Origin of the sequence: Mesorhizobium sp. M4A.F.Ca.ET.050.02.1.1 (genome assembly GCF_003997725.1) — a bacterium.
GTDB lineage: Bacteria > Pseudomonadota > Alphaproteobacteria > Rhizobiales > Rhizobiaceae > Mesorhizobium.
The window spans coordinates 1-10,797 of sequence record NZ_RZSG01000138.1; the positions used below are offsets into that span (position 1 = coordinate 1).

The 10,797-nt window shown below is 63.2% G+C and carries 10 protein-coding genes and 1 pseudogene; 6 read left to right on the forward strand and 5 right to left on the reverse strand.

Translation table 11 applies throughout. From position 1 onward, the window contains the following. Nucleotides 1–25: 25 nt before the first annotated feature. The 3 genes from EOA33_RS12225 to EOA33_RS12235 all read right to left on the reverse strand — a co-directional run bounded on the left by EOA33_RS12225 (nucleotide 26) and on the right by EOA33_RS12235 (nucleotide 2,696). Nucleotides 26–643 (reverse strand): transglutaminase-like cysteine peptidase, encoded by a 618-nt coding sequence (locus EOA33_RS12225; protein WP_126057311.1) that lies wholly within the window; start codon nucleotides 641–643, stop codon nucleotides 26–28. Between the two features lie 182 nt (nucleotides 644–825). Beyond that, entirely contained in the window at nucleotides 826–2,103 is a 1,278-nt protein-coding gene (locus EOA33_RS12230) for a polyhydroxyalkanoate depolymerase (RefSeq protein WP_126057310.1), read from the reverse strand. A 233-nt stretch (nucleotides 2,104–2,336) separates the two neighbouring features. Further along, nucleotides 2,337–2,696, reverse strand: a complete 360-nt coding sequence (locus EOA33_RS12235; protein WP_126057309.1) for a septal ring lytic transglycosylase RlpA family protein — start codon at nucleotides 2,694–2,696, stop codon at nucleotides 2,337–2,339. Between the two features lie 309 nt (nucleotides 2,697–3,005). Here EOA33_RS12235 and EOA33_RS12240 point away from each other — a divergent pair, with 309 nt between their 5' ends. The 6 genes from EOA33_RS12240 (at nucleotide 3,006) to EOA33_RS40440 (ending at nucleotide 9,997) form a co-directional block, all read left to right on the forward strand. After that, nucleotides 3,006–3,191 (forward strand): hypothetical protein, encoded by a 186-nt coding sequence (locus EOA33_RS12240; protein WP_126057308.1) that lies wholly within the window; start codon nucleotides 3,006–3,008, stop codon nucleotides 3,189–3,191. Nucleotides 3,192–3,406: 215 nt separating this feature from the next. Further along, on the forward strand, nucleotides 3,407–4,849 hold the full coding sequence (locus EOA33_RS12245) for a pyridoxal-phosphate dependent enzyme (RefSeq protein ID WP_127405736.1): 1,443 nt from the start codon (nucleotides 3,407–3,409) through the stop codon (nucleotides 4,847–4,849). Further along, nucleotides 4,846–6,021, forward strand: coding sequence for a cystathionine gamma-synthase (locus tag EOA33_RS12250; protein WP_126057306.1), 1,176 nt, complete (start codon nucleotides 4,846–4,848; stop codon nucleotides 6,019–6,021). Before EOA33_RS12245 ends, EOA33_RS12250 begins: the two co-directional genes overlap by 4 nt. A 138-nt stretch (nucleotides 6,022–6,159) precedes the next feature. Next, on the forward strand, nucleotides 6,160–7,269 hold the full coding sequence (locus EOA33_RS12255) for a hypothetical protein (protein WP_127405737.1): 1,110 nt from the start codon (nucleotides 6,160–6,162) through the stop codon (nucleotides 7,267–7,269). A gap of 157 nt (nucleotides 7,270–7,426) precedes the next feature. Continuing rightward, nucleotides 7,427–8,668, forward strand: coding sequence for a D-amino acid dehydrogenase (locus EOA33_RS12260; protein ID WP_126057304.1), 1,242 nt, complete (start codon nucleotides 7,427–7,429; stop codon nucleotides 8,666–8,668). A 39-nt stretch (nucleotides 8,669–8,707) separates the two neighbouring features. Continuing rightward, complete coding sequence (locus EOA33_RS40440) at nucleotides 8,708–9,997, forward strand: hypothetical protein (RefSeq protein WP_245455296.1); 1,290 nt, start codon at nucleotides 8,708–8,710, stop codon at nucleotides 9,995–9,997. Between the two features lie 135 nt (nucleotides 9,998–10,132). On the opposite strand, the gene EOA33_RS12280 is transcribed toward EOA33_RS40440, so the two are convergent. Both EOA33_RS12280 and EOA33_RS12285 read right to left on the reverse strand, forming a co-directional pair. Then, a complete protein-coding gene (locus tag EOA33_RS12280) occupies nucleotides 10,133–10,438 on the reverse strand; it encodes a UBP-type zinc finger domain-containing protein (RefSeq protein ID WP_126057302.1) in 306 nt (101 codons plus the stop codon). After that, nucleotides 10,438–10,797 (reverse strand): annotated as a pseudogene (locus EOA33_RS12285) (NAD(P)/FAD-dependent oxidoreductase); the annotation flags it as partial. The pseudogene EOA33_RS12285 and the gene EOA33_RS12280, both read right to left, overlap by 1 nt.

Genomic DNA, 10,797 nt, shown 5'->3' on the forward strand with positions numbered 1-10,797 from the left:
CTTGGAATGCAGACTCAATCGTCGGTTACTGCACCGCGCCGACCAGCACCTGCTGGCCGCCACGGATCGACACCCAGCGCCCGGTGTTGTCGATCGCCTGGCGCTTGAGGAAGCGGTAGCCGGTCTCGTCCCAGGCCTTGACCTTGTCGTTCAGATTGTCGAGCACATAGTCGCCCCTGTCGGTGCGCACAGTCAGCACCGCGTGGCCTTCACCATCGGGTTTGCGCACGACGGTGATCAGCAGATCGGCGAGCGACACACCCATGCGGTAGAGCTGGCGGCGCTTTTCCAGCACATAGTCCTCGCAGTCACCGACGCCCTTGTCGGGAAAGGCCCAGACTTCGTCCTTGCCGTAAATGTCGTAGTCGCTCATCGGCTTGACGGCGGCGTTGACCTTGGCGGTGATGCTGGCGAGCTTGCGCAGGAACGCATCGGTCATCTTGGCCGGCGCCAGATTGGCCGGCCGGATCGAGCATTCGCCGAGATTTGCCTTGCAGAAATCGTAGTGTCCGATCGGCTGAGAGGTCAGGCCGCCGGTCACCATCGCTCCCGCGGCGACTGCGGGCGCCGCCCACAATCCCGAAATCGCCAGCCCTGCGACCGCACACAAGCGCAGCGTCCGTGCCATCGGTGAGGAAATCATTGTCCCCGTTCGCCCTTGTTGTTAACGAAACGTTAAGGGCGATTTACAGTCCGTGTCAATTACGAGTCTGGCCTGATTGGCGGCATGGTTACTTCCGCGATCCTGACAGCGGCACTTGTGCAACAGGACGATCCGGGCGCGCTGAAGGCTGCCGTGACGGCGTCCCGAACTCCCCGCCTCGCTCAGCCCTTGGCCGAGCGCACAAGTCTTGGCTTCGCCGCAACGCGCATCTGGCGGCCGTAGCTGGTGATGAAGTCGACGATGCGCGGCACTATCTCGGAGCGGAAGCGCGAGCCGTTGAAGACGCCGTAGTGGCCAACCGCCGGCTGCATGTAGTGGGCCTGCCGGTCGGCCGGGATGTTGACGCACAGATCGTGCGCGGCCTGGGTCTGGCCGAGGCCGGAAATGTCGTCGTTCTCGCCCTCGACCGTGAACAGGGCGACGTTGCGGATCGCCGAGGTGTCGACCGGATTGCCGCGATGCATCATCTCGCCCTTCGGCAAGGCATGGCGCACGAACACGGTGTCGACCGTCTGCAGGTAGAATTCGGCCGTCAGGTCCATCACCGCCAGATATTCGTCGTAGAAGTCGCGGTGCTTCTCGGCATTGTCGCCGTCATGCTTCACCAGGTGCATGAAGAAGTCCTTGTGAGCGATGATGTGGCGGTCGAGGTTCATGCTCATGAAGCCCGAAAGCTGCAGGAAGCCGGGATAGACCTCGCGGCCGAAGCCGGGCACTGGCCACGGCGCCTGCATAATGACGTTGTCGCGGAACCAGCCGCTGCCCTTTTCCTCGGCGAGCAAATTGACCGCCGTCGGATTGCGGCGGGTGTCGATCGGCCCGCCCATCAGCGTCATCGTCGAGGGCACGAAGGGGTCGCCGCGCTTTTCCATCAGCGCCACCGCCGCCAGCACCGGCACCGAGGGCTGGCACACCGCCATCACATGGGTGTCGGGACCGAGCGCATGGAACATCTCGATGATGTAGTCGATATAGTCGTCGAGATCGAAGCTGCCGTCGGCAAGCGGCACCATGCGGGCATCGACCCAGTCGGTGATGTGCACGTCGGCATAAGGCAGCATCGCTTCCACCGTGCCGCGCAGCAGCGTCGCGTAGTGTCCCGACATCGGCGCCACGATAAGCAGCTTCGGATCGGGCTTGCGGCCGGCGGGAACGGCCCGCTCGAAACGGATCAGGTTGCAGAACGGCTTTGACCACACGGTCTTTTCGCTGACGTCGACGCTCTTCCAGTCGACCACGGTCTTGTCGAGGCCGAATTGCGGCTTGCCGTAGCGGCGCGTGGTGCGCTCGAACAGTTCGGCGGTTGCCGCCACCGAGCGGCCCCAAGGCGTGTGCGCGATCGGATTGAGCGGGTTGGTGTAGAACATCCGCACCGCGTCGGCATAGACGCGGGCTGGCTGCAGCGCGGCGTGGTTCAATTCGTAGAGCTGGTAGTACATCAAGGACCCCGCTGCTGCTTGCGACCCAAGAACGCGTGCAGCGCCGAGCCTCAAATGTCTCGCGGCGAGGTTAACAACATATTGTTGCGATGCAATACGTCATGTCGAATGATCAATGCTTCTTTCGACCAAGGCGTTGAGAATCCGCCTTGACGGGCGGCAGCCGGCTCACTGTGCGTTGCCGAAGTGTGTAGGAAACATGTCCGGCCCTCTTGCCGGACATGTCAGACATATCACACGCGCGCCATGCACACGGCGGTGTGGCCCGAGCCGATGAAGCCGAGCTGGTTGGCCGCGCCCTTCGAGAGATCGAGCACGCGCCCCTTGATGAACGGGCCGCGGTCGTTGATGCGAACCACGACGCTGCGACCGTTGTTCTTGTTGGTCACCTTGAGCTTGGTGCCGAAGGGCAAGGTGCGGTGCGCGGCGGTCAGCGCCGACGGGTTCATGCGTTCACCGGAAGCAGTGCGCGAGTGCAGCGCATACCAGGAGGCGCGGCCGCATTGGGCGGCGGCGGAGGAGGTGGAGGCGCCGACCATCAGGCCAGCCGCTACCGTTACCGCGACAAGCGCGGTTTGCTTTGTCTTCATCATCTTTGGGGAATGGCTCCGTTTGGACAGACCCCAGCCGTTATGAAGCAATTAAGGCAGGAAATGCGGCCGTCATCTGGCGGTTCCATGGCAATGGCACACGTTTGGAGTCGCCGGGAAACAGTTTGTCATGAGTCTTCCCGCCTTGCGCGGCGTATTCTCGATGATCATTCGCGCCGGTCTTCTGGCCGTGTCTGGCTGGATCGGGCATCAATACGCAAGTACAGAGGGACACGATTGGATCGCTTCCTTCCGCTCTTTCATTGCTGCCGTGACTGAGTTGACGATCGACTTGCGAAGGGAATTCCACCGATGCGATTGATGCGGTTTGTGCTGGCCCTGATCGTGCTGGCGATCGGCCTGCTCTGGTCCCTTCAGGGCCTGGGTCTTGTCCGGGGAAGCTTCATGACCGGCCAGACGCAATGGCTCTATATCGGAATACTGACGATGCTGGTGGGATTGCTCGGGCTCGGCTGGGCGATCCGCTCGCGCATCTGAGCAGCCAGCATGGAACGAGCGCTGGCGATCCTTCTCGCATGAATCTTCGCGACGAGCCGAAGCCCATCCAGGATCCTCGGATCAGGCCCGAGGATGACGAACGCAGCGGGAGGAATTTCATTCCCCGTCTGGCCACTTGATTGGCACGGTCTATCTTCTTTCCGGCTGCGATCGGCTGGAAAAGACGCTAGGTTTTGACCAATGGAGCGCCTGACATGAGCGAGCACAGGAAAGCCGCACCCGCCAGTGCCCCGCCCGAGAGCACCCTCTCCCGCCTGCGTCCGCCCTATGCGTCGGTGCTCGACCTGATCGGCCAGACGCCCATCGTCGAGCTGACCAAGTTCGACACCGGCAAGTGCCGGCTGTTCATCAAGCTCGAAAGCCAGAATCCCGGCGGCTCGATCAAGGACCGCATCGCGCTGTCGATGATCGCCGCCGCCGAGCGGCAGGGCAAGCTCAGGCCCGGCGGCGCAATAGTCGAGGCGACCGCCGGCAATACCGGCCTTGGCCTTGCCCAGGTCGGCATCCCCAAGGGCTACCGCATAATCCTCGTCGTCCCCGACAAGATGTCGCGCGAGAAGATCCAGCATCTGCGCGCGCTCGGCGCCGAGGTGCGCATGACCCGTTCCGATGTCGGCAAGGGTCATCCCGAATATTATCAGGACATGGCCGAGAAGATCGCCGCCGAAACGCCCGGCGCCTTCTATGCCAACCAGTTCGCCAATCCGGCCAACCCGCTGGCGCACGAGACCACCACCGGCCCGGAAATCCTCGCCCAGCTCGACGGCGATGTCGACGCGGCGGTGGTCGGCGTCGGCTCCGGCGGCACGCTGACCGGGCTCGGCCGCTATTTCGCGAAACATTCGCCGAAGACCGAGATGGTGCTGGCCGACCCGGTCGGCTCGGTGCTGGCGCCGCTGATCAAGACCGGCAAGATGGAAGAGGCCGGCAGCTGGACCGTCGAAGGCATCGGCGAGGATTTCGTACCGCCCAATGCCGACCTGTCGCTGGTCAGGAAGGCCTATTCCATCCCCGACAAGCAGAGCATGCTGGCGGTGCGCGATCTTCTCTCCCGCGAAGGCATTTTGGCCGGCTCCTCTTCCGGCACGCTGTTGTCGGCCGCGCTCCGCTATTGCCGCGAGCAGACGGTGTCCAAGCGGGTCGTCACCTTCGTCTGCGACAGCGGCAACAAGTACCTGTCGAAGGTCTTCGACGATTTCTGGCTGGCCGAGCAGGGCCTGGCCGAGCAGGAACAGCATGGCGATTTGCGTGACCTCGTCATGCGTTCGCACCGCACCGGCGACACGGTCTGGGTCGGCCCCGAGGAAAGCCTGCTCAATGCCTATGGCCGCATGCGCCGCTCCGATGTCTCGCAACTGCCGGTGCTCGACAATGGCAAGCTGGTCGGCATCGTCGACGAGGGCGACATTCTGGCCAAGGTCGACGGCCCCTATGACGGTCGCTGGGACCGCTTCAACGGTCCGGTGCGCACCGCCATGACCTCCAATCTGCACACGCTGCAGGCCAATCAGACGCTCGATGCGCTGCTGCCTGTCTTCGACCGTAACGAGGTCGCCATCGTCTTCGACGGCGAGGAGTTCATCGGCCTGATAACCCGCATCGACCTGATCAACCATCTGAGGCGCCGCGCAAGATGACCGTACACGGAACACCGGGCAAGAACCGCCTGGCCTTTTCGACCCGCACCATCCATGGCGGCCAGAGTCACGACCCGACGACCGGCGCGGTGATGGTGCCGATCTACGCCACCTCCACCTACGGCCAGCAGTCGCCCGGCGTGCACAAGGGGTTTGAATACGCCCGCAGCCAGAACCCGACCCGTTTCGCCTTCGAGCGCGCCGTGGCCGATCTCGAAAGCGGCACCAAAGCCTTCGCCTTCGCCTCCGGCCTGGCCTCGATCTCGACCGTGCTGGAGCTGCTCGATGCCGGCGCCCATATCGTCGCCACCGACGACATCTATGGCGGCACGTTTCGCTTGCTGGAGCGGGTGCGCAAGCGCTCGGCCGGGCTGCAGGTCAGCTTCGCCGACTTCACCGACCTTGCCGCCGTCGAGGCCGCCATCCGCCCGGAGACGAAACTGCTCTGGGTCGAGACGCCGACCAACCCGCTGCTGCGCATCGTCGACCTCGAAGCGGTGGCGGCGCTGGCAAAGCGCAAGGGCCTGCTCACCGTCGCCGACAACACTTTTTGCAGCCCCTACATCCAGCGCCCGCTCGAGCTCGGCATCGACATCGTCGTCCACTCGACGACGAAGTACCTCAACGGCCATTCCGACATGGTCGGCGGCGTCGCCGTGGTCGGCGACAACCAGGATTTGGCCGACCGGCTGAAATTCCTGCAGAACGCCATCGGCGCCATCTCCGGCCCGTTCGACTCCTTTCTGGCGCTGCGTGGCATCAAGACACTGGCGCTGCGGATGGAGCGCCATTCCGCCAACGGCCTGAAGATCGCCGAGTGGCTGGAAAGTCGTAACGACGTGCGCCGCGTCATCTATCCCGGCCTCGCCAGCCACCCGCAGCACGAAATCGCCAAACGCCAGATGCACGCCTACGGCGGCATGATCTCGGTCGATCTCGACCGCGACCTTGCCGGCACGAAACGCTTCCTCGAGCGCACGCAGCTGTTCACGCTGGCCGAAAGCCTCGGCGGCGTCGAAAGCCTGATCGAGCATCCCGCGCTGATGACGCACGGCTCGATCCCGGCGGAGAAGCGCGGCGCGATCGGGATATCGGATTCGCTGGTCAGGCTCTCGGCCGGCATCGAGGATGGGGATGATTTGATCGCGGATTTGGAGCAGGCGCTGGGCTAAAGGAAGCGCTCGGAGCATCGGCACACCTCTGCGTTATGCCAGCGCGATCATCAGGTCGGCGAATATTTGTCGGCAGCCCTTGCAAACAAAGGTGGAGTGATGCCTTAATACGTAGTTGCTCATCGGGGGGAGGGTAATTTGGCTAAGCTATGGATAAGCTTCTTTTGCTCACTTTTGTGGCCTCTTTCTAGCAGTGCTTTCGCAGCCGACTGCGACACAGCTCTCGTCATTGCTACCTACAGCAAAGTGGATTTTGCGTACAGCGACTGGCGTTCTGCAAGGAACGTCAGCCAGGGCCAGTACGATACTATAAAGCAGTCTGCTGGCGCGAACGCCGTGATATATGGCGTTCCTATGGGAGCCGATTGGAGCAGATTTCAGCAGAATATTAAGACGCTGAGCAATAACAGTAACGAATCGCTCACTAAGCAATCTTTCACGAACATAGCCTGGACGGGCCTCGACGATAATTCATTGGCGGCATATCAGGCGTGTCTTAAAGAAGAGGCTGCTTCTCAGCGCAGAGCAGTGTCGATCATTCCCGAGAGAGCCACGAAAAACGAGGTGACCTTCAGGGTTATATACAATCCTTCCGGCAAAATGCCGAACCCGATCAAAGTTAAGTGGTCTGGTAGTGCGGCGAAGCGCGCCAAAGGGCTTCCCAAATCCCTGACTGCCGACACTCAACTCATCACGGTAAGGCGCCCGAAACCAGGCGGAGACGACGAGCAGCTAATTGTCAATGCTGCCGCAGCGGGTGCTGGCGACGTAGTTGTTTTGACAGCCCTCCCGAAGACGATTCCCCCGGAGGACCGTCTCGCTGCGGAGTGCAACATTAGCGAAACATCCGACCCGTTGCCTAGTTTTGGCGTCCCAGGCTCTGCGAATTGGGCCTGCCCTCTTCCGACACAAGCCGGCCAATACAGAGTGACCGTAAGCATCAAGCCGACGGCGGATTCGCCCCTACGCGCAAACTACTCGCTGGCGTTGGTCGTTGCGAAGCTGAACGGCGAGTCGGCTACGCTTGATATTACGCAAGCCAATCAGATGGATACCATTGAGGGACCCAATCTGCTCAATCCTAATTTCTACAACAATGGGGGGACGTATTCATTGCCGGCAGGCAAGGTAACCTTTCAGGTGAACGTAAGCTCTTCGGCGAATCACTGTTGTTTCGACACTTCCGGTGGCCGAGATGGAAACTTCACGATGCCGAAGGCGGTCACTTTGCGACTGGAAAAGCTGTAGCGCACTCTGATACAGACGACCCACGGAAGCACGAACCGACCAAATTGTGTCGGTCCAAGTTAGTTGCTGGGCCACGCCAGCCAGTCTGGCGGCTTCCTCCTTTGCAAATCCCGATTCCTCACTAAACTGCCCCCGCTTTGCGATCTCCGGAGGCGTCATGCGCGTGATCGTGCTGGGTGGCGGCGTGGTTGGCGTCACCACCGCCTACCAGCTGCAGAAGGACGGGCACGAGGTGGCGCTCATCGAGCGCCAGCCGCAAGTCGCCGCCGAGACCAGCTGGGGCAATGCCGGCATGATCGCGCCCGGCCATTCCTTCGTCTGGTCCTCGCCGAAAGCGCCGATGATCCTTTTGAAATCGCTGGTGCTGAAGGACCAGGCGCTGCGCTTCAGGATGTCGGCCGATCCCAGGCTCTACAGCTGGTCGTGGCGCTTCCTGATGGAGTGCACGGCGGAAAAGGCCAGGCGCAACACGCTGCTCAAGCATCGCCTTGCCGCCTATTCGCAGAGCGTGCTGCGCGAGGTGATTGCCGACGAGGCGATCGACTACGATCGCAACGATCGCGGCATCCTGTATTTCCACCGCAGCCAGCAGGCGCTCGACAAAGGCGTCGAGCATATGAAGCTGCTGGAGTCTGACGGGCAGGAGATCAGGCTGCTGGATCGCGAGGGCGTCGTGGCACTCGATCCGTCGCTGGCCTCGGCGCGGGGAAAGATCGCCGGCGGCATCTATTGCCCGACCGACGAGACCGGCGACCCGGCGAAGTTCACCCGGGCACTGGCGGCGAAGATCGCCGGGCGCGGCGGCGAAATCCGCACCGGCACCACCATCACCGGCATCGAGACCTCGGGCGACGGCGTCGCGCAGGTGCGGACCGACAAGGGCGTCTTCAAGGGCGATGCCTATGTGCTGGCGCTCGGCTCCTACAGCCCGCTGATCGCCAAGGCCGTCGGCATCAGCCTGCCGATTTATCCGATCAAGGGCTATTCGCTGACCATTCCCATCGGCAATCGCCCGCAGCCGCCGACCATCGCTTCAGTCGACGAGCACAATCTGGTCGCCATTTCGCGCTTCGGCGACCGCCTGCGCGTTACCGCCACGGCCGAATTCGCCGGCTACGACACCGGCCACAGACCGGCCGACTTCGCCTTCATGAAAGGCGTGACCGAGGAGCTCTACCCGGAAGGCGCCGATTACGACCGCGCAGAGATGTGGGCGGGCCTCAGGCCGATGACGCCGAACAACCTGCCGGAGTTCGGACAGCAGCGGCTGCGCAACCTCTACCTCAACACCGGGCACGGCCATATCGGCTGGACCATGTCGCACGGCTCGGCCCGCATCACCGCCGACCTGATCGGCGGGCGCCGGCCGGCGATTTCGATGGATGGACTTTTGAACTGAGAGCAGGATCGATCCCGCTCTGACAAGAAAGGGAACGCCATGTCCGCCAACCTTGCCGCCGCGCCCCTCGCCGCTTCGGAACCTGTCGATCTCGGCGTTCTGCCCTCGGAGATCGACGGCGGCCTCGCTTCGCGCGCGGCGATCGGGCTTGCGATCCTCGCCACCGACCAGACGCTGGAGCACGAGTTCCGCGCGCTGGTGCGCATTCCCGGCGTCGCCTTCTACGAGGCGCGTCTCTTCAACGACAACGACATCACGCCGGAAACGCTGCGCGCCATCGGCCCGCGCATCGCGCCGACCGTCGACCTGATCCTGCCCAGCATCCCGCTCGACGTCGTCGGCTTCGGCTGCACCTCGGCGACCATGACGCTGGGCGAGGAAGCCGTGTTCGCCGAGATCCGCAAGGCGCGGCCCGGCGTCGCCTGCACCACGCCGGTCACCGGCGCGCTCGCCGCCTTCAAGGCGCTCGGCGTCAGGGGCATCGGCCTGCTGACGCCTTACGCGCCCGAGATCAACCGGGGCCTGGTCGCCTATTTCACCGGCCGGGGCCTCGACATCGCCGCTGTCGCCACCTTCGACCGGCGCGACGACCGCGAGGCCGCCCGCATCTCGCTCGCCTCGATCGAGGCGGCGGCCGAGCGCATGGCCGCGGTGCCCGGCGTGGACGCGATCTTCATCTCCTGCACCAGCCTGCGCGTCGCCGAGGCCGTTGCGGCGCTGGAGCAGCGCATGGCATTCCCGTCACCTCGTCCAACCACGCCATGGCCTGGCACTGCCTGCGGCTTGCCGGCATCGACGACGTGGTGCCGGCCGGAGGCAGGCTGTTTGCCCTGCCGATCAGTTGATCCGGTTGGCCGAGCTGAGCATTGGCGCCAACAGCGTGCAGCGGTCTTGTCGACACGAACTTTCGCGCCGCGGCAGACCGTTCGAAATTCGCGAGTTAACGGATTCGGAAGGGGTTGTTTAACGCTTCGCTACTATCTCCCGCCTCGGGAGGCAGGACAGAGTGAGCGCGATGAACGACGACCCCGAAAAACGCAACGAATGGCGCGCCATTTTCTACGTCCAGGCGCGTGTCGCCATGCTGTTTGTCCCGATCATCGTCAGCCTTCTGATCATCGGCGCGCTCGCCGGCAACAACCGCGATCCCGGCGCCCTCGACCGCACCGTCACCAGTTCGGTGAAGTAGGGCGGTTTCGTCGCGAGATTGTTATTCATCCTTCCAAGGCAGAGGGCGTTCATCGTTTTGCGCAATCTCTCGTTGGGCTTCGGAGGCGCATCAAGCTGGACGTCAAACTGAGCGTAGGCTGCTGGCGTGACCGTGATTAGCGTTCGCTCAATCACCTCTCTCGGCTCGATGCGAGCGACGGACAGGCTCTTGCGGGCTTTGTCTGGAAGCTTGGCCTTCATCACGTCATTAAACCGCCATCGACATGTTCCGCCACCTTGGCCGGCGCAAAAAACTCAAACAAACTTCGGGATCGGCCCGTTCTGCGGCGTCGTGCGGTCGCCAAGGTCGATGAACACCTCGTCGACATAGCACCATGCCCAGCCTTCCGGCGGGTCGTAGCCCTCGATGACCGGATGGCTGGTGGCGTGGAAATGCTTGGTGGCGTGGCGGTTGGGCGAGTCGTCGCAGCAGCCGACATGGCCGCAGGTGCGGCAGAGCCTGAGATGCACCCACCACGATCCGCTCTTCAGGCATTCCTCGCAGCCGAGCGCGCTCGGCGTGACGTCCTTGATGTCGCTCGTGTGCCGGCATTCGTCCATTACGATCTCCTCGCCGGTTCGGATTGAACGCCGCCGCCGTTCTGCGCAAGATAGGCATGCAGCGCCGCCACCACCTGGGCGCCCTCGCCGACGGCGGCGGCGACGCGCTTGATCGAGCCGCAGCGAACGTCGCCGATGGCAAACACGCCACTGCGGCTCGTCTCCATCAGGCCATGTCGCGGCGCTACCTCCGCTCCGGTGCGGACAAAACCCTTGGCGTCGAGCGCCACGTTGCATTTCGCCAGCCAGTCCGTGTTGGGGTCGGCGCCGAGACGACGCGGCCGATCCGCCATCTCTTCCTGTTCATCGGCGCCGGTCGCTCGGTTGCGCCAGCGCACCCGCTCGAGGTTGCTCTGGCG

Excerpts from the sequence above, each read along its gene's own strand:
- EOA33_RS12280 (WP_126057302.1), bottom strand. The coding sequence starts at position 10,438 with ATGGACGAATGCCGGCACACGAGCGACATCAAGGACGTCACGCCGAGC.
- EOA33_RS12225 (WP_126057311.1), bottom strand. The coding sequence starts at position 643 with ATGATTTCCTCACCGATGGCACGGACGCTGCGCTTGTGTGCGGTCGCA.
- EOA33_RS12235 (WP_126057309.1), bottom strand. The coding sequence starts at position 2,696 with ATGATGAAGACAAAGCAAACCGCGCTTGTCGCGGTAACGGTAGCGGCT.
- EOA33_RS12240 (WP_126057308.1), top strand. The coding sequence starts at position 3,006 with ATGCGATTGATGCGGTTTGTGCTGGCCCTGATCGTGCTGGCGATCGGC.
- EOA33_RS12230 (WP_126057310.1), bottom strand. The coding sequence starts at position 2,103 with ATGTACTACCAGCTCTACGAATTGAACCACGCCGCGCTGCAGCCAGCC.
- EOA33_RS12245 (WP_127405736.1), top strand. The coding sequence starts at position 3,407 with ATGAGCGAGCACAGGAAAGCCGCACCCGCCAGTGCCCCGCCCGAGAGC.
- EOA33_RS40440 (WP_245455296.1), top strand. The coding sequence starts at position 8,708 with ATGTCCGCCAACCTTGCCGCCGCGCCCCTCGCCGCTTCGGAACCTGTC.
- EOA33_RS12260 (WP_126057304.1), top strand. The coding sequence starts at position 7,427 with ATGCGCGTGATCGTGCTGGGTGGCGGCGTGGTTGGCGTCACCACCGCC.
- EOA33_RS12250 (WP_126057306.1), top strand. The coding sequence starts at position 4,846 with ATGACCGTACACGGAACACCGGGCAAGAACCGCCTGGCCTTTTCGACC.